At 38.1% G+C, this 18401-nt stretch carries 14 protein-coding genes; 7 read left to right on the forward strand and 7 right to left on the reverse strand.

Annotated elements, in window-relative coordinates; all coding sequences use genetic code 11:
* Positions 1-125: 125 nt before the first annotated feature.
* From pdeM to MUB18_RS17840, 4 genes are read right to left on the reverse strand one after another with little or no spacing between them, the layout of a single operon-like run.
* Positions 126-776, reverse strand: coding sequence for a ligase-associated DNA damage response endonuclease PdeM (pdeM, locus tag MUB18_RS17825; RefSeq protein WP_248754113.1), 651 nt, complete (start codon positions 774-776; stop codon positions 126-128).
* Positions 748-3258 carry a ligase-associated DNA damage response DEXH box helicase gene (locus MUB18_RS17830; protein ID WP_094771604.1) on the reverse strand — a complete coding sequence of 837 codons (2511 nt, stop codon included), beginning with the start codon at positions 3256-3258 and terminating at the stop codon, positions 748-750. The genes pdeM and MUB18_RS17830 overlap by 29 nt, the downstream gene beginning before the upstream one ends.
* Positions 3255-4853, reverse strand: coding sequence for an ATP-dependent DNA ligase (locus MUB18_RS17835; RefSeq protein ID WP_248754114.1), 1599 nt, complete (start codon positions 4851-4853; stop codon positions 3255-3257). The genes MUB18_RS17830 and MUB18_RS17835 overlap by 4 nt, the downstream gene beginning before the upstream one ends.
* Positions 4850-5866 carry a ligase-associated DNA damage response exonuclease gene (locus MUB18_RS17840; RefSeq protein ID WP_248754115.1) on the reverse strand — a complete coding sequence of 339 codons (1017 nt, stop codon included), beginning with the start codon at positions 5864-5866 and terminating at the stop codon, positions 4850-4852. Before MUB18_RS17840 ends, MUB18_RS17835 begins: the two co-directional genes overlap by 4 nt.
* Positions 5867-5991: 125 nt before the next feature.
* Here MUB18_RS17840 and MUB18_RS17845 point away from each other — a divergent pair, with 125 nt between their 5' ends.
* The 4 genes from MUB18_RS17845 (at position 5992) to MUB18_RS17860 (ending at position 10740) form a co-directional block, all read left to right on the forward strand.
* Entirely contained in the window at positions 5992-6777 is a 786-nt protein-coding gene (locus MUB18_RS17845; RefSeq protein WP_248754116.1) for an N-formylglutamate amidohydrolase, read from the forward strand.
* Positions 6764-8602 (forward strand): flavohemoglobin expression-modulating QEGLA motif protein, encoded by a 1839-nt coding sequence (locus MUB18_RS17850; RefSeq protein ID WP_248754117.1) that lies wholly within the window; start codon positions 6764-6766, stop codon positions 8600-8602. Before MUB18_RS17845 ends, MUB18_RS17850 begins: the two co-directional genes overlap by 14 nt.
* Positions 8603-8615: 13 nt before the next feature.
* Positions 8616-9626: an ATP-grasp domain-containing protein gene (locus MUB18_RS17855; protein WP_248754118.1), complete on the forward strand. Its 1011-nt coding sequence runs from the start codon at positions 8616-8618 to the stop codon at positions 9624-9626.
* Between the two features lie 154 nt (positions 9627-9780).
* On the forward strand, positions 9781-10740 hold the full coding sequence (locus MUB18_RS17860) for a helix-turn-helix transcriptional regulator (protein WP_045753039.1): 960 nt from the start codon (positions 9781-9783) through the stop codon (positions 10738-10740).
* Positions 10741-10797: 57 nt separating this feature from the next.
* Here the strand turns inward: MUB18_RS17860 and MUB18_RS17865 are convergent, their stop codons facing one another.
* Entirely contained in the window at positions 10798-11277 is a 480-nt protein-coding gene (locus MUB18_RS17865; RefSeq protein ID WP_248754119.1) for a DinB family protein, read from the reverse strand.
* Positions 11278-11347: 70 nt separating this feature from the next.
* The gene (locus tag MUB18_RS17870) at positions 11348-12886 is read right to left on the reverse strand and encodes a SulP family inorganic anion transporter (RefSeq protein WP_248754120.1); all 1539 of its coding nucleotides are present in this window, start codon (positions 12884-12886) and stop codon (positions 11348-11350) included.
* Positions 12887-13151: 265 nt separating this feature from the next.
* On the opposite strand from MUB18_RS17870, the gene MUB18_RS17875 reads away from it, so the two are divergent.
* The 3 genes from MUB18_RS17875 to mazG all read left to right on the forward strand — a co-directional run bounded on the left by MUB18_RS17875 (position 13152) and on the right by mazG (position 17189).
* Complete coding sequence (locus MUB18_RS17875; RefSeq protein WP_045755979.1) at positions 13152-14753, forward strand: Na+/H+ antiporter; 1602 nt, start codon at positions 13152-13154, stop codon at positions 14751-14753.
* A gap of 83 nt (positions 14754-14836) precedes the next feature.
* The gene (locus MUB18_RS17880; RefSeq protein ID WP_248754121.1) at positions 14837-16324 is read left to right on the forward strand and encodes a PLP-dependent aminotransferase family protein; all 1488 of its coding nucleotides are present in this window, start codon (positions 14837-14839) and stop codon (positions 16322-16324) included.
* Positions 16325-16376: 52 nt separating this feature from the next.
* Entirely contained in the window at positions 16377-17189 is an 813-nt protein-coding gene (mazG, locus tag MUB18_RS17885) for a nucleoside triphosphate pyrophosphohydrolase (RefSeq protein ID WP_248754122.1), read from the forward strand.
* A 125-nt stretch (positions 17190-17314) separates the two neighbouring features.
* Here the strand turns inward: mazG and metA are convergent, their stop codons facing one another.
* The gene (metA, locus tag MUB18_RS17890) at positions 17315-18259 is read right to left on the reverse strand and encodes a homoserine O-succinyltransferase (protein WP_045756094.1); all 945 of its coding nucleotides are present in this window, start codon (positions 18257-18259) and stop codon (positions 17315-17317) included.
* Positions 18260-18401: the final 142 nt, after the last annotated feature.

An 18401-nucleotide genomic window follows, 5' to 3' on the forward strand; every position in this document is an offset into this window, starting at 1 on the left:
AAAAGACAAAATGAATTTCGATCATTGTCCCCTACTCACCGCATGCCTACTCTGTAACAAGCTATTAAGCCTTTTCGACAAACAAATAAGTACAAGAGCGAAAAATGTGGTGATAAACATCAAAATTAAAACGTTGCAACAGTTGTAACTCGATTTGCTGTTATGGCAAATACCTCCTGCCCTGTTTTAGCTTGAATTAAATATAATCCGGTAAACAAACTAAAGGCGGGCAATAAAGCGCTGGAGTCGTCAAAAACAAAGCAAGGTAATTTTAACCGTTGTCTTGCTGGCCCCTTCAATAATATGCCGGGGTGTATATGTCCCGAAAAAATATATTTACCGTGATCAGGTGCATCTTTTCGCTCATGTACAAAGCAGAAATCACCAATTTCATAGTAGGTTGAAAAAAGGTTAATCGCTAATTGTTCATAAAAAATCCCCGCCAACTTATCATGATTGCCTTTCACCAAAATAATTTCCAATGTTTTATTTGCTGTCCTCCATATCCGAAATTCCTCTAAATCCATATTATGATGATGATGAAACATATCACCAGTTACCAATAACGTTTTTGGATTGTACATCGCTACCAGATGATCAAGACGCATTATATCGGTTTCGGATACTTGTTTAGGAATTTGCAGGCCCTCTTTCCTAAAATGTCCCGACTTACCCAAATGAAAATCACTAATAACAAGCAACTGATAATAAGGAATATATAACGCCCTTTCCTGATCAAGTATGAGCTCAATTCCTCTTTTTATAATGCGAATCATCTTCATCTAAATTTTTAAATACCTCTGCCTTCATTCTTTCTATTCTTGCCTCTAATTCTTCAGAACTCATACTCTCACGCATACTATCAACTTTAATTGGAAAAGAAAAAGGGGTAAAACGCTCTGCCGACTTTAGTACAATAGTACTCTGCTGAATTCTCTGTAAAGCTCGCAATAATCTCGGTTCTTCAAGCTGATAATGAAAATTTTCATCATAAGCTTGTCTGAGTAATAGATTTTTTGAATCATAAGATTCAAATACATCAAAAAATAAAGATGATGATGATTGAATCTGTTTATTTTTTAAATATTTACCTGGATAACCTTGAAATACCAGTCCTGAAATACAGGCAATATCTCTAAACTTTCTTTTGGCCATTTCTGTCCCATTGATACTGGCATTGATATCTTCACTCAAATTATCAGGTGAAAAAACGTCATAAACAATCGCATCATCCATGGGAATTTCTTGATCACTCAACAGTTCAAAACCATAGTCATTCATCGCAATTGAAAATGTAATGGGCATCAATTTTGAAATCCGGTAAGCCACCAGTGCCGCCATGACTTCATGGACCAATCTTCCTTCAAAAGGGTATGCAAAAAGATGGTATCCTTCTTTGGTTTTGATGAGTTCTACCAAAAACTCATGTTCCAATGGTACATGCGTAATCGATTCTTGCAATTCAAACAATGGTTTTATTACGGTCAACTCTTCTTCTTCATGATTTCCATTCAGTACTTGGCTATATTTTTTACGTAGTATCGCTCCCAAATTAGAACTTAATGGCAGTCGTCCACCCATCCAACTTGGTGTTATCGTCTTTTTATGATTACTTCTTCTCACAAGAACCAGCATATCTCGGACCATGACAAATTCCAGACTTCGTCCCGCTAAATTAAAACGGTCTCCAGGTTTTAATTTGGAAACAAAATACTCTTCGATCATCCCAATATATCCGCCAGTCAAAAACTTTACTTTTAGCATCGCATCGCTCACGATAGTACCAATATGTAAACGATGGCGCATGGCAATCTGTCTACTCGTTACTTTCCAGAGGCCATCCTCATCATCTAAAACTACTTTATGAAATTCGGGATATGCCTGTAAACTATTACCTCCTTGAGTAATAAACTGCATACACCAAGCAAATTCTTCTGCCAGTAATTCTGAAAATGCAAAAGTATTTTTTACCTCATCAAAAACTATTTTATCGTCAAACCCATCGCCGACGGCTAAGGTCACCAAGTATTGAATCAGGACATCAAAAGGTAAGATAAAGGGTTCACGTCTTTCAATCTGCTGTGTCTTTGCTGCCGTTTTTATTGCAGCAACTTCAAGTAATTCAAGAGCGTGCGTGGGCATAAAATAAATTTTTGAGGTTTCAAAGGGCGAATGCCCACTACGTCCGGCACGCTGTAAAAAACGCGCCACCCCTTTTGGAGATCCCACTTGGACTACGGTATCTACAGGTTTAAAATCGACGCCCAAATCGAGAGAAGAGGTGCAGATCACGACTTTTAGAATACCGGTATGCAGCGCATCCTCAATCCAATTGCGCAACTCAAAATCAATGGATCCATGGTGTATAGCCATTTGACCGGCAAAGTCTGGATGAATTTTTAGTAAATGTTGAAACCAGATTTCCGCCTGACTACGCGTATTGGTAAAGACTAGCGTGGTTTTACTTTTTTTGATAATTGGAATTAATTTATCTGCCAATTTTATGCCCAAATGCCCTGCCCAAGGAAGCATTTCAATGGTATCTGGAATAATGGATTGTATCCGGATTTTCTTTTCGGCATCTGCTTTGACAATTATTTTTGGAACCATCTGGTGGGGCTGCAACACTTCCAGAGCTTCTTCTAAATTACCTATTGTAGCAGAAATACCCCAAATACGAAGTGTTCTGTCCGTTCTCGATCGAATTATTCCTTTGATTCTGGACAAAGCCAATTCGACCAATACACCACGCTTTGTACCCAATAGCTCATGCCACTCATCTGCGACAATACAAGCGAGGTCATCAAATAGATGGTCTGTATTTTTTTGTGCTAAGAGCAAATGTAGGCTCTCTGGTGTAATCAGTAACACCTGTGGCATGGCACGTTTTTGTTTTTGTCGATCCGATATGGATGTATCGCCGTTACGTACACCCACTGTCCAGTCGATATTAAGCTCTAACAAGGTCTCCTCCATTGCACGCGCCAAATCTTTTGCTAAGGAACGTAAGGGTGTTATCCAGATCATGCGGAGTCCTAGTTTTTTCTTTTTCTTGGATTGACCATGTTCTTGATTGAGATAGGCAATAATAGGTGCTAAAAAAACGGAATATGTTTTTCCAAAACCTGTTGGAGCATTGACCAAACCACTATAACCTTGCAAATAGGATTCCCATGTTTTTTCTTGAAATGGAAATGGCTTTCTTTTATTTGTTTTAAGCCACTTTAAAACGTGTTGATAACCAATTGTTTTTTTCATCTTTCACTAGCTCTCAAAGTTGATTGTAATAGCATTTGCAGATCTTCTAGTGTGTTGATATCAGCGACTTTTTTATCTCTTCTCCAACGGACAATACGTGGGAATCTTAACGCTAGTCCGGCTTTGTGACGCTTACTCACTGCTATACCTTCAAATGCAATTTCAAATACTAATTCTGGTTTAACAGTACGAACTGGTCCAAATTTTTCAATCGCATTTTTCACAACAAAACTATTCACCTCTTTGATTTCTTTATCTGTAAGACCCGAATATGCTTTGGCAATTGTAATAAATTGATCTCCATCACGCACGGCAAAAGTATAATCTGTAAAAAAGTTTGCTCTTCTTCCACTCCCTTTTTGAGCATAGATCATGACGACATCGATCGTGAAGGGTTCTATTTTCCATTTCCACCAATCTCCTCGTTTTCGACCATTATGGTAAAGCGAATCTTTATGTTTTAACATAATTCCTTCACTATTCAATTCACGAGACTGCTTTCTTTCTTCTTCTAGTGCGTCCCAAGAATCAAATACCACCATTGGCGCAGGAAGTATGATGTTTTCTATGGGCAATAATTGTTCCAGTACAGCTCTTCTTTTATGCAGGGGCTCATTTCTATAATCTACACCAGCAAATTCGAGTGCATCATATGCATAAAAAGCAATAGGTGCTTCTTCCAATTGTTTCTTATAAATTATCTTTCTATTTAGACGCTGTTGCAAGGTACTGAACGATAATACTTCACCATCACGAACAGCCAATATTTCTCCATCGATCACCGTACCATTGGGAAGACCAGTTAAGGCAATATGCAATTCGGGAAATTGATCGGTGACTAATTCTTCTCCTCGGGACCAGATAAACAATTCGTCATTTCGTTTAATAATTTGCCCTCTAATACCATCCCACTTCCACTCCGCCTGCCAGTCCTCTGGAGATCCTAGTTCATGCACAGGTACATCAATTGGATGTGCTAGACAAAAGGGATAGGGCCAAGAACTATCTGTATTAACATGTGAACCGTTTACTAAATCGGTAAAGGTAATCTGGTCAGGATCCCACTTTCCCATGATGCTATGCGTGATGTGGTTGCTATCTAAACCTGTTAATCTGGACAAAGCATGAATTAAATTTTTGGTCGATATGCCTATTCTAAAATTACCTGAAATCAATTTATTAAATACAAATCGCTCTTGAGTATTTAATTTTTGCCAAGCATGAAATACAAAATCTTTTTTTTCCTGATCACTACTGTGAACCAGTCCCTTCAACTGTAAGATCCATTGATGTAAAGGGACATCAGATTCTGATGTAGAAGGTGGTAAAAGCAGTGCTATGGTTTCGCTTAAATCGCCTACATTATGATAACTCTCGACAAAAAGCCAAGGAGGTAAACCCGTGATTTCGATAATCCATTCTTTCAATAACTTGGTATTGATAGTTCTTTTAGGCTTTTTACCCGTAAATAAGGCAATCACCCAAATTTTATCAGCATCATCTGCTTCTGAAAAATAATCCACCAATGCAGCTAGTTTATCATTGGTTTTGTTGCTTTGCTCAAGCTTGGAAATTAACCTGCTGAATTTTTTCAAATTATCACCTCCTTTTCTGCTGCAACATCATCATCTTCTTGACCAAACTGCGTCGTTACGGCTTGGGCAGCTATGCCTTGTTCGGATAAGTATCGAGCAAATACCGATGTAAATCCATGCGTCACATATATTTGTTCGGCTTCAGTAGCTTTGATTGCTGTAATCAGACCATTCCAGTCCGCATGATCACTTAATGCAAAACCAGCATCAGCACTCTGCCACCTTCTGTGACTACGCACCTGCATCCATCCTGAACAGACACCAACAGCTGCTGACTGTAAACTCTTGATCCACTTGCTATCGCGCATTACTGGGGGCACGATCAAAATACCTCCCTGTAACTCGTCCTTAGTCAATTCTGGAGTTATAGTTTGATATGCGGCTAATGGCACTCCTGCATGTTCAATAGCTTCATTTAATCGTCCAATACTGTTGTGCACATAGATCGAAAGATCGCCCGCTAAATTTTTTAATAAGCGTTGTGCTTTGCCTAAACTGTAAGCAATGAGCACGGTTGTTTTATGGTCTTCTTTATTTTGAACAGCCCATTTTTTTATATCGTCGAAGATGATGTCCTGTGCCAACCAATTGTATGTAGGCAGCCCAAAGGTGCTTTCTGAAACAAATGTATGGCATTTGATCGGTTCAAAAGCCGTGCTGACTCCATCATATTCGACCTTATAATCTCCCGAAATAACACAAATCTCCCCTTTGTAGGCCAATCGAACTTGTGCCGAACCTATTACATGACCGGCTGGGTGAAAAGATATTTCAACTCCATTTCGCACGACAGTCTCTCCATATCCTAATGATTCGACAATAAGATCGGCACTTATGCGGCACTTGATGATCGCTTTTGTGAAATGGTGACATAGGTAATATTTATTACCCCAACGCACGTGATCGGCATGACCGTGGGTGGTGACAGCATAGTCTACAGGCAACCAAGGATCAATGTAAAAATCTCCTTGTTTGCAATAAATACCTCGATTAGTAAAACTTATTAAAGCCATATGACTAATAACAAGAATGACAGTAATTAGTTTACAAAGCACCACGATTGGATGCTCATCAAACTATTTGCCATCCAAATTGTTTAATCTGTGTACGATCTACTTATTTTTAAGCGAAAAACAATATGGACATACAATATGTATTAGAAGAAAAAGGTGGACCAATCTTTGCGTTGGCCATTCACGACGGACACCAACTTGCAGATCAACTTACGCCTATCATGAATCTCTCGGAATCTGAAAGATTGAGAGAGGAAGACCCCTTTACAGGAATGTTAACGGACATTGATACCAATCGGCTGGTTGTTAAAACCTCCAGATTTCAAGTGGATCTAAACCGATCCATTCAAGACGCCGTTTATTTACGCCCCGATCAGGCTTGGGGACTACAGGTGTGGAAAGAAGCTCCCACTAAAATGATGTTGACTGAGCTACAACGTTCTTATCATTATATTCAAAAAATATTATCACTGATTATCGAAAATAGTATTCAGAAGTATGGGTATTTTATTATTTACGATATCCATAGTTATAATGCCAAACGTCAAGGACCTGATGAAATAGTGGATACTGAGGCTAATCCGCAAATAAATATTGGAACACTTAATAACAAAGGAATCTGGAGACCGTTAATAGACTCCTTTGTAAAATATATAAAGGATCACCGTATTCAAGATCAACCTATTGACATACGTGAAAATGTGAAGTTCTCAGGAGGATACTTGTCCAAATGGATAACAAGTAAATATGGTCAAAAAGGATGTGTTCTATCGATTGAATTTCGTAAAGATTTTATGAATGAATGGACGGGTATACCTCACCTTGACCATATTGAGTCGTTGAGAAAAATCTTACATTCTTCTGTATCCTTCATCAAAAAAAGCTATCAAAATCACTATGGATCAAAGTAAAGCAATCGCAAAAGCAGTTACATCCATCATACAAAGAGAACCCGTTCACATCCAGTTTTCAAAAGACAGTAAGCTCGTTCTGAAACGCATCAGCCCGTTACTTTTGATCTATCGTATTCCTGCTGAAGGCAAAGATCAGATGATATCCAATCTGGCAAAATCGGAGACATGCTCTCTTGTGGGCAAAGAATCTGATTTAGATTTTACTGCTGTTGTAACCCCTATCATCCGACAAATGATAGATGAATTTGGGGCTTGTCAGCTCATTGAAATCTGGCAAGATAAAGAGATGGAAAGCGATGTATCTATTTATATTTCGCAAAAATCGGCTTTGACTATTGCTCAAAAGTTTATTAAAGATTTTAAAACCAATGAGCAGCAGATGGCTTTGTCGATTGACATAAAAAAAGATACCAAGTCACCAAGTCCTCCGGGAACACAACCGGTTATCAATCCTTTAGCGGAAGAATTTAAGCAGTTGCTCTATGCTGGAATTGCTATAAAACCACACTATCTGGATGAAAATTCTGGCAAAGCCTATCCGCTAATTTTGCGAAATTACAGAGATGTTTTAACGAAAAGTCTACGCAAGAGCTTTTTAGAATTTGTTCGTCTTTATACTTCTTTGAAAGTTTCTCAGTTCCGCATGTTAAGTACAACGGAGCTTCAACCGCTGGTGTTAGAAATTGATCAAGAATTGGCTCTAGAAAGTCAAAAATTTGATTTTTTGTTATTAGTAAGTCCATTAAATGCGCGTGAAGCTTGGATCCAATTTAAAAAAGATAAATTTTTAAAAACACCTAAATTTAGGTACAGACCGATGCCTGTAGATCCAGAATTGGTCAAACGAAATTTATACAATCTTCGGATCGAGGATATTGATGATCCAACAATCGCATATCTTTTTAGAGATAAAAGAAAAGAGTTGGATGCGATGATGACGATGCTCATTGATCGCGGAAATGAAGGCTTTTTGCATGGTAGTTTACAAGTTTTTGGTAATGTGAATGACCATTTGTTAGAAACAGCGCGCGCCATTTTAATGGTCTATGAGCACAGCGAAGATAAGCCCGTTGCTCCGAAGAACATGATCAATGCTACTGAATTTGCTAAATTGGCGAAAGAGGAACTTCATTATTTGAGACAGCAGATGCCTGCTTTAGAAACGGGTGTACGGATTCGAGATGATATTACGGGTATTATGGTCAACCGTGGTGTGCTCAATATCAGTAAAGATTATCAAATCGAAGCTTCAAGAGCTATCGCATTGATTCAGCATGAAGTCGGAACCCACATCGTCACCTATTTTAATGGTAAAGCGCAGCCTTTCAAATTATTCAGTCTAGGTGTACCGGGCTATGAACAATTGCAAGAGGGTCTTGCTGTATTTTCGGAGTATATGGTCAATGAACTTAGTGGTGATCGTCTCCGCATTATTGCTGCTCGTGTTGTTGCTGTTCATCATATGTTAGCAGGTCATAATTTTAGCGACACATTCTTCCTATTGGTCGATCGTTATCATTTCACCGAAGAGATATCCTTTCATATCTGTACGCGCGTATACCGTGGTGGCGGATTTACAAAAGATGCGCTTTACCTCAAAGGTCTGATGAGCATCATTACTTATATCCGAGAAGGAAGAGATTTATCTCCTCTCCTTATTGGTAAAATACGGGAAGATTATATTCCAATCGTAGAAGAATTAACACAACGTGGATTATTAAATAATCCCATCTTGAAACCGCGCTATCTAGCAGAACCATATTTACACAATTTAGATCGAATTAAATCAGGGGACAATATTTTCAACCTATCAAATCATTAACATCATATCATCTATGAACATTGCATTCGTCATCAATCAAACGCATAAAGAAAAAGCTAGTTTTACAACAACATTATTAGCACTAAAGGCCCTACAACGTGGTCATTCGATCTATTACATCGGTTTGGCAGATTTTGTCTACCTCGGTCAGGATCAGATTGCGGCACATGCCCGAGCAGTACATCAGATTGAAGATATCACGGATTGCGAAGAGCTGATGGATAAACTTCGATCTACAAAAAAAGAACGGGTTCTAGTCCAAGATTTAGATATCCTGTGGCTTCGATTTGATCCCGTCCTTGATATGATCAATCGTCCATGGGCAGCATCTATGGGATTACAGTTTGCTCAGCTGGCACAACACAGTGGTGTCCGGGTTCTTAATAATCCGAAAGCCTTAGTTGATGCTGAAAATAAACTTTATCTTGAAAAATTTCCAGAAGAAATTCGTCCGAAAACAATCGTGACTCGCAGTTACGACGACGTAAAACAATTCTTTGATGAAGAGAACCATAAAATCATCTTAAAACCATTAAAAGGATCTGGAGGAAAGAATGTATTTCTGGTCAATGAACAAGAAAGTAAAAATCTAAAGCAGATTGTAGAAGTCATCTGTCGAGATGGTTATTTAATTGCACAAGAATATTTACCAAATGCTCAGTATGGCGATATCCGTTTTTTTCTATTGAATGGAAAGCCGTTGGTTATCAATGGAAAATATGCAAGTGTTCATCGAGTGCAACCTGAGGGCGAATTACGAAGTAATATTCATCAGGGGGCGACAGCGCAGCAGGCTGTAATCACTCCTGAGATATTGGAAATGGTCGAAAAAGTTTCCGAAAAACTGATAGAAGATGGGATGTATTTTGTCGGATTAGATATCATTGCAGATAAAATCATGGAAATCAATGTTTTTAGCCCTGGGGCATTACCACAGGCCTGCGAATTGAATGGTGAAGATTATATAAGCGCAATCCTTGAAGATTTGGAAAAATCAACTTCAAAAAAAGAAATCAAATCATAGATACAGTCTTACATCAGATCAAATAAATCTACTGTTTTTTTTAATGTAATGAGTAGTAAAGTGTTTGGGAGAAATATGCATTTCCATTGTTGTCTTTAAAAATTAATCGATATCTTGAACCTATATTTTATAGCATTCAGAAGAAGATTTTAAAGTGGAACAACTCAATCGATTTGATCGCATTCTTGCAATTTTAATTCAACTCCAATCAAAAAAAACGGTCAGGGCACAAGAGCTGGCAAACCGTTTTGAAGTCAGTTTACGTACCATCTACCGAGATGTAAAAAGTCTGACTGCTGCCGGAATACCGATTATCGGTGAAGCTGGATTAGGTTATGAATTGGTAGATGGTTACAAAATACCGCCTATGATGTTTTCTAAGGCTGAGATTTCGAGTTTTGTGGCTGCAGAAAAATTGGTGTTCAAATTTATTGATCAGGAAATGAAGAATCATTTCTCTTCGGCTTTGTTTAAATTGAAGGCAATTATCCGAAGTTCGGATAAAGATTGGATGGAGACTATCGACAAACATGTCGTCATGAAATCGATTGGGCACAATCAACAAAATAAAGCTTTACCCAATACGCTAACCCTGCTTTTCCAGTGTATCGCACAGAAAAATGTATTGCAAATTGGTTATCAGGCAGCTTATCAATCTGATATTACTATTAGGGAAATCGAACCTATCGGGGTATTCCATGAAAGTAATCATTGGTATATCTATGCTTTTTGTTTAGTTAGAAATGATTACCGTCAATTTAGAAGCGACCGTATTTCGGATATCAAAATATTGGATCAGATGCAGTTTAAACAGCATCCCCCGTTGGAAGAGTATTTAGCTGAACGAGAATTGGATGCAATAATTACTAGAGTGGTTATACAGGTCGATCGGCTGTTTGCCCATTATCTACATTGGGAACGCAAATATTTTGGTTTTAAGGAAGAAAGCATTAAAGGTGATCGTATTGAAATGATTTTTGATGTAAAAAATGCAGATATGGGTTTTGCAAGATGGTTTCTTATGTTTGGTGATCGTGCTGATATCATCAGTCCACAATCGCTTAAAGATACGGTCAAATCTCTGCTACAATTACAGATCAAACGCTTGACATAATCAATACTTCCAAAAAAGTGTTTCGCCTTTTCGGAAGTATTGATGATTAAAAATTTTCTATTTGGTATAACGGTCCCAAAAAAATGGAGGCTCAATGCCTAATGCTCGTAGATATACAAAACCCTGCCCGCGATGGTGCACTTCGTTATCTATAAAATATAAGATATTATCAATAATAGGGAATTCATATTGACCAAATAAATTAAATGTCTGATGAAATTCATCCTCTTTCAATTGTGACCATAATTCTTTAAGTTCTTCTGTATGCTGGTCCCAAACGGCTAATATGTCCGCCTTAGTCGTGTATTTCATTCCTTCGGTATATGCTTCTACCTGTTTATGAACAATACCTTTCAAACCCGGAACTGCAATCGAGATGAGCTCATTGACCATTTCACCGAATGTACGCATACCTGGTACGGCATAATTGAAAAGTTCTGCTTCAGGAAATTTCTCAATGGTTCTTTTAGTCAGGTTTCTATGCCCCAACCAATGCTTTAATAATTCTTCTTTCGAAATAATTGCTACTGTATTCATATCGCTTATTTTAAATTGATACTTCAAAAATAGCGGGGATATTGACAGCCTATTGTCAGTAACAAAAAAATTATTTAGGCATGACCCGGTAAGTGGGATCGTTTTCAGAAGTCTCGATGAGTACAGGGCTGTCTGCTTTTTTCAATATCGCTTTACAGTCTTCACTCAAATGTCGCAATCGGAGTATTTTGGATTGACTCTGATATTTCTCCGCAAGTTTATTGACCGCATCAATAGCACTCATATCGGTGATCTTACTTTCTTTAAAATCAACAATCACATATTGAGGATCATCATTTATGTCAAACTTTTCTAAAAATCCTGTTACCGATCCAAAAAATAAAGGTCCATATATTTCATATACTTTATTTCCTGCTGCATCAATTGTTTTTCGGGCACGGATACGCTTCGCATTATCCCAGGCGAATACCAATGCGGCAATAACTACTCCAACGAGAACAGCTAACGCTAAGTTGTGGAGTACAATCGTAATCAAAGCAACCAACATACCCACAAAAATATCAGACTTTGGCATCTTGGTGATAATACGGAAAGAAACCCATTGAAAAGTGCCAATAGCGACGACCATCATCACGCCTACCAATGCTGCCATGGGTATTTGTTCTATCAATGGGGATGCGACTAAAATAATGGTTAAAATAGTCAGCGCACCAATAATACCAGACAAACGTGACCGAGACCCTGCATTGATATTGACCAAGGTTTGTGCGACCATGGCACAACCGCCCATCCCTCCAAAGAAACCATTGACCAGATTAGCTGCACCTTGCGCCATTGCCTCTCTATTGGCATTGCCTTTTGTATTGGTCAACTCATCCACCATCGATAAGGTCAACAAGGACTCAATGAGCCCTACTGAAGCCATAATCAGTGAAAATGGAAAGATAATCATCAAAGTTTCCCAGCTGAAGGGTAATTCTGGTATATGGAACGCGGGTAAATTTCCTTTTACAGATGCGATATCACCTACCGTTTTGGTATCGATGCGGAAGATATATACCACTAAAAAAGTCGCCAATATCGCGATTAAGGAAGCTGGGATCGTTTTTGATATTTTAGGAAATACATATACGACAAATGCTGCAAATAGCGTCAAACCGAGCATGATATAGGCAGATGGTCCAGACAACCAATGCGTGACTCCCGAGGCATCGACTGTCTTAAACTGCTCCACTTGCGACATAAAAATAATAACTGCTAACCCATTTAAAAAACCAAACATCACGGGTTGTGGTATCAGTCTCACAAACTTCCCAAATTTAAAAGCGCCTACAAGAAACTGAATAATACCCGCCAATACAACTGTTGCAAATAAATATTCTACACCATGCATACTGATCAAGGCGATCAGGGTGACAACTGTAGCCCCTGCTCCTCCCGATATCATACCCGGTCGACCGCCTAAAACAGCGGTCACGATACCCATTATAAAAGCAGCATACAACCCTGTTAAAGGAGAAAGTCCTGCTAGTATGGCAAAAGACAACGATTCGGGAATCATCGTCATCGCAACAGTCAATCCAGCTAAAATCTCTACCCTGTAATTGATTTTCCCATGTGGATTTAAATATCGAAGTGGTGCACTCATTAATTTTTTTTTGCAAAAATACACAAGCATCCGCAGATACTTACGGATTTTATATTCTTTTTGATATCTCTCAGAGATAAGGGCTGCAGAGGCTTGTATCTGTCAGTAAGGGTATTGAAATCATGAGTAGCTGAAGAGATGAAAATAAAAATCTCTCAAAATAATCTCCAGGAATATTTTATACCGATCTTATAGAATACAATAAATGAATGTTTTTAACTTTGTATCTTAAATTTAGACCCCGTTCAGTAATAATTAAAAACTCATGATAGAGGAGAATGTCTTATTAGTATTATCATTATTTTTTGTGATGGCGATGTTATTTGTGATCAGCCAAAGAATAAAAATCTCTTATCCCATTTTATTGGTTATTGGAGGTTTAGGAATATCACTTATCCCAGGAATGCCTGTAATAAGCATCAATCCTGATTTGGTATTTTTAGTTTTTTTACCACCCCTACTTTTTGAAGCGGCTTGGTATACGAACTGGGATAGCCTAAAAAAGTGGCGTCGATCAATAATAAGTTTAGGCTTTGGACTAGTATTTTTTACTTCGATTGCGATCGCTTATTTCTCTGTCAATATTATTCCTGGATTTACCCTTGCATTGGGATTTTTGTTAGGGGGCATTATTTCTCCTCCAGATGCTGTTGCAGCGACATCGGTATTGAAGGGGGTCAAAATTCCAAAGCGAGGTATCACATTATTAGAAGGAGAAAGTCTCGTCAATGACGCTGCTTCGCTAACTGTATTTAGATTTGCGGTTGCTGTTATTCTGACTGGTCAATTTGTGTTTCAGAAAGCAGCATCAGAATTTGTGGTATTATCCATCATGGGTGTTGTCGTAGGTTTGGCTGTCGCACATATCTTATATTTATTTTTACGCTACGTCGCTAAATCTTCCAGCATCTCCACTCCTATCACACTGATAGCTCCCTATATCATGTATATCGTGGCAGAGCATTTCCACTGGTCTGGTGTATTGGCAGTCGTGAGCGGCGGATTGTTTTTATCCTTTCGTTCTGGTGACTATCTGAACTATCATACCCGCATCCAAACCAAAGAAGTTTGGGCTACTTTAGGTTTTTTATTGAATGGATTTGTATTTATTTTGATCGGACTGGAATTACCGGTCATTGTGGCCGGATTAGGAGCATATTCTCAAGGAGAGGCGATTAACTATGCTTTAATCATTAGTGCTATTGTTATCGTGCTGCGTATAGTATTGGTATATCTATCCGAATTTCTTCCTCGCATGTTATCCAAAAAAATAAGGGTTAGAGAAAAGAGTCCAGGTTGGAAATTACCTTTGATCGTAGGCTGGGCGGGCATGCGTGGTGTTGTTTCTCTTGCATCTGCATTGGCAATACCATTAACTTTAAATAATGGAGACCCTTTTCCGCATCGCAATTTAATTCTCTTTATCACCTTCGTTGTTATTTTGATTACATTAGTTTTTCAGGGATTGACGCTTCCTATTTTAATAAAACTTATCAAGATAGATGAAATTGATATTGAGGAACCTGTCGAAAATCAGATCGACGAAATTCGTGTATTGTTAGCAAAAGAATCTATCGCATATTTAGATCAGAATTATAGCAAAGAAATGGAAGAATATGAAACAATTGCGAGAATAAAAGAGCAATTACAAAGAAGTATCTCGGTTTCTGAAAGTGCAAAACAGGATGATAGCTGTGCTCAATTGACTGCGGTAAGGAGTCTCTATAATAAAATCATGTTAGAAATTGTTGCCATTAGAAGAAATGGACTTTACAAAATACGTGAAGAAAAGCATTATGATAGTAGTATTATCAAAGACTTAGAATATACGCTTGATCTGGAAGAATCAAGATTAAAACGTAAATAGTAGAAACCTAAACTCTGGTGCCGACAATAAAGTAATAATACTTAACTTTCCGGACTATTTGATAAATTCAATTTATATGGCAAATGAATAGTCCGGGGCAAATTCCTTTTAATAGCTTTATCCACTTAAATAGACAGGATAGCACTGCTATTTATGTACAATTGGCACAGCAAATTATTCAGGCTATCCAACGAGGTTTTATACCTATCGGAACGAAATTACCAGGGAGCCGACAACTGGCTCACACTTTATCCATCCATCGTAACACCGTCGTAGCAGCTTTGCAGGAACTTGAGGCACAAGGATGGATTGACGTCAAAGCGAACATTGGATCGTTTGTTCTTAAAAATTCTACGAAAGCAAAGAAAAATATCGAACGATCTGGTACAGTAGTACAGAAACAGTATGCTGAGCAGACAGGTTATGAATTTGAAAAGAGCACCATATTAGAAAATCCTTTCGAACCCAGTATGTGTGTACTGAAATTTGATGATGGTATTGCCGACAGCAGGCTTTCTCCCATTTACCAGCTATCCAAATTTTATACGGCAAACTTAAAGCGAAAGAAAAACTTAAAATATCTAGGTTCCATCGACCAAAACAGACCGGCATCTTTTAGAGAACAATTGTGCAACTTTTTAAACCAAAGCAGAGGGTTACACATCCAACCTAAAAATCTTTTAATAACGCGCTCTGTCGAAATGAGTACTTATATCATTGCTCAAACTCTCTTGCAAGCGCATGATCTGGTCATTGTCGGTCAGCCCAGTTATTTTGCAGCGAATATGATTTTTCAGCAAGCTGGTGCAAGAATTAAATCTATACCTGTAGATCATGATGGTATTGTGATCGAAGCTCTTGAGCAGATCTGTCAAACACACAAAATAAGACTTCTCTATCTTACTCCGCATCATCATTATCCGACTACAGTAACGCTGAGCCCGCATAGAAGAACGGCGGTGCTACATCTGTCTTCCCAATATGGTTTTGCGGTCATTGAAGATGATTATGATTATGAGTTTCATTATAATGAGGCTCCCCTTATGCCCATGGCGACTGTAGATTATGATGGTATGGTCATCTACACCGGCAGCTTTGGCAAATCGTTAGCACCGGGCTTTAGAACTGGCTTTATCGTCGCTCCTGAAAATCTGATTTTAGAGCTACAAAAGCTGTTAAATATGATGGATCATCAAGGTGATTTTGTGATGGAACAAGTGCTAAGCGATCTGATAGAGGAAGGTGAAATACACCGATCGTTAAAAAAATCGATAAAACTTTATAAAGAAAGACGCAATTATATGAGTTATTTATTTGCCCGTGACCTGCATGAATATGTAGATTTTGAGATCCCTAATGGCGGACTTGCACTTTGGACCAATTGGTCTAAAAATATAAATTTAATCCAGTTGAGAAAGGAATGCGCTAGGGCGAATCTATTTTTACCTAAAACTATCTTGTACCAAGCGAAGGATATGACAGCAATACGAGTAGGATTTGGCAATTTGAATGAAGTAGAAATGGAAAAAAGCGTCACCATCCTTGCTGAGTCACTAGCCAGAATAATATAGAAGTTTGTATTTTTCATCATTAAATCCCTAATTTTACATTAAATTTTTCACTATGAGCTATCCCATTCCTGCTAGCGAGTCGACTCCAGCAACTGCTTTTCAACGATTATTAGATGTCTTATATACGCTTCGTGTAGCTTGTCCCTGGGACAAAAAACAAACGATGGAATCATTGCGTCACCTCACGATCGAGGAGCTCTATGAACTTACAGATGCTATTTTGGACGAAGATTACCCAGAGATCAAAAAAGAATTGGGTGATGTGATGATGCACTTGGTATTTTATGCCCGTATCGCGGAAGAAGAAAATCGCTTTACGATTGTGGATGTCTTAAATGGCATCTGTGACAAGCTGATCAGCCGTCATCCGCATGTATATGGCGATATCAATGTGGAGAATGAGGATCAAGTAAAACAAAACTGGGAGACGCTTAAGCTAAAAGAGGGAAACAAATCTGTATTATCTGGTGTACCTCATGGTCTGCCTGCTTTGGTAAAAGCGTATCGGATCCAAGATAAAGTTCGTGGAGTAGGATTTGACTGGGAAGACAAGAAGGAAGTTTGGGCTAAAGTGGAGGAAGAATTAGATGAATTTAAGGCTGAGTACGATATTGACAAACCAGAAGAATCAGATCTCGATAAAGCAGAAGGTGAATTTGGAGATTTGCTATTTTCATTAATAAATTATGCAAGGCATATTGGTATTAATCCTGAAAATGCATTGGAGCGTACAAATAAAAAATTTATCAGCCGCTTTACTTATCTCGAACAAAGAGCAGGTGAAAATGGACAGAACCTACAGGATATGACTTTGGAGGAAATGGACGTCTACTGGAATGAGGCGAAAAAATTAACGAAATCGTAATAAGCCTGAACTTTCGGATCTTTTTGATGTGTAAAACTCACTATAGATAAAAAAAAAGCCTTAAAATATAGCGGATATGATCTGCTATATTTTAGGGCTTTTTTACTTTATGATTAAACTTGAGATTAGTTTTGTCTTTTAATATCTTCTAATGTTTCCAGTTCGTTGAGATCGAATGGAGTCTCTTGATAAACATAATAATTCAACCAATTATTAAACAACAAATTAGCATGTCCTGACCATCTGACCAAAGGTCCTTGAGCTGGGTCATTGTTTAAGTAGTAATTATCTGGAACCTCTATCTCGAGCCCTTTCTCTACATCACGCATGTATTCTGTATGCAAAGTCAAGGGAGCGTATTCGGAATGTCCTGTCAGATAAAATTCTCTTCCACCGCGTGAAGATAAAATAGCTAAGCCTGCTTCTGGCGACTCGGACAATAGTTCAATTTCTGGTTTATTTTCAATTTCTGATTTTAATATCGTGGTATGTCTACTGTGTGGGATGAAAAATTCATCGTCAAAGCCTCTGAATAATGGATTGGTTTTATCTAAAGTGGTATGCTTAAACACGCCGAATAGCTTTTCAGCCAATGGGCTTTTTTCAACTCCATAAAAGTGATAGAGTGCCGCTTGTGATGCCCAGCAAATATATAAGGTTGAAGTGACGTGTTTTTTTGCCCAGTCGAAAATACGGGTGACTTCATCCCAATAGTTAACTTCTTCAAAAGGCATCATCTCGACAGGCGCACCTGTAATGATCATACCATCATAATACTGATCTTCTATTGCTGAAAAAGACTTATAAAATAGCTCTAAATGCTCCTGAGGAGTATTTTTAGACATATGAGTATCCAATCGTAAAAATTCGACTTCAACCTGCAATGGATTATTTGACAATAATCTAATAAAATCGGTCTCTGTTGTAATTTTTAACGGCATTAAATTTAGAATGAGCACCTTCATGGGACGAATGTCTTGTTCGTTGGCTCTCAGATCGCTCATTACAAAAATATTTTCCTTTTTTAATAGCTCAATAGCTGGCAAATTATCTGGTATTTTTACTGGCATATGCTTTCTCCCTCCCCTTGGTTTAGTTTGGGTATAAATATAAAAAAAATTAAATTACTAATCTCCCAAATACTGATAATAACAACAATTAAATATTGTTTAACAGGGATTTGACTCATAGAAAAAGCACGCAGAGGGTACC

The organism is Sphingobacterium sp. PCS056, assembly GCF_023273895.1.
Lineage (GTDB): Bacteria > Bacteroidota > Bacteroidia > Sphingobacteriales > Sphingobacteriaceae > Sphingobacterium.

Excerpts from the sequence above, each read along its gene's own strand:
- pdeM (WP_248754113.1), bottom strand. The coding sequence starts at position 776 with ATGATTCGCATTATAAAAAGAGGAATTGAGCTCATACTTGATCAGGAA.
- MUB18_RS17830 (WP_094771604.1), bottom strand. The coding sequence starts at position 3,258 with ATGAAAAAAACAATTGGTTATCAACACGTTTTAAAGTGGCTTAAAACA.
- MUB18_RS17840 (WP_248754115.1), bottom strand. The coding sequence starts at position 5,866 with ATGGCTTTAATAAGTTTTACTAATCGAGGTATTTATTGCAAACAAGGA.
- MUB18_RS17845 (WP_248754116.1), top strand. The coding sequence starts at position 5,992 with ATGGACATACAATATGTATTAGAAGAAAAAGGTGGACCAATCTTTGCG.
- MUB18_RS17850 (WP_248754117.1), top strand. The coding sequence starts at position 6,764 with ATGGATCAAAGTAAAGCAATCGCAAAAGCAGTTACATCCATCATACAA.
- MUB18_RS17855 (WP_248754118.1), top strand. The coding sequence starts at position 8,616 with ATGAACATTGCATTCGTCATCAATCAAACGCATAAAGAAAAAGCTAGT.
- MUB18_RS17865 (WP_248754119.1), bottom strand. The coding sequence starts at position 11,277 with ATGAATACAGTAGCAATTATTTCGAAAGAAGAATTATTAAAGCATTGG.
- MUB18_RS17870 (WP_248754120.1), bottom strand. The coding sequence starts at position 12,886 with ATGAGTGCACCACTTCGATATTTAAATCCACATGGGAAAATCAATTAC.
- MUB18_RS17875 (WP_045755979.1), top strand. The coding sequence starts at position 13,152 with ATGATAGAGGAGAATGTCTTATTAGTATTATCATTATTTTTTGTGATG.
- MUB18_RS17880 (WP_248754121.1), top strand. The coding sequence starts at position 14,837 with ATGAATAGTCCGGGGCAAATTCCTTTTAATAGCTTTATCCACTTAAAT.
- mazG (WP_248754122.1), top strand. The coding sequence starts at position 16,377 with ATGAGCTATCCCATTCCTGCTAGCGAGTCGACTCCAGCAACTGCTTTT.
- metA (WP_045756094.1), bottom strand. The coding sequence starts at position 18,259 with ATGCCAGTAAAAATACCAGATAATTTGCCAGCTATTGAGCTATTAAAA.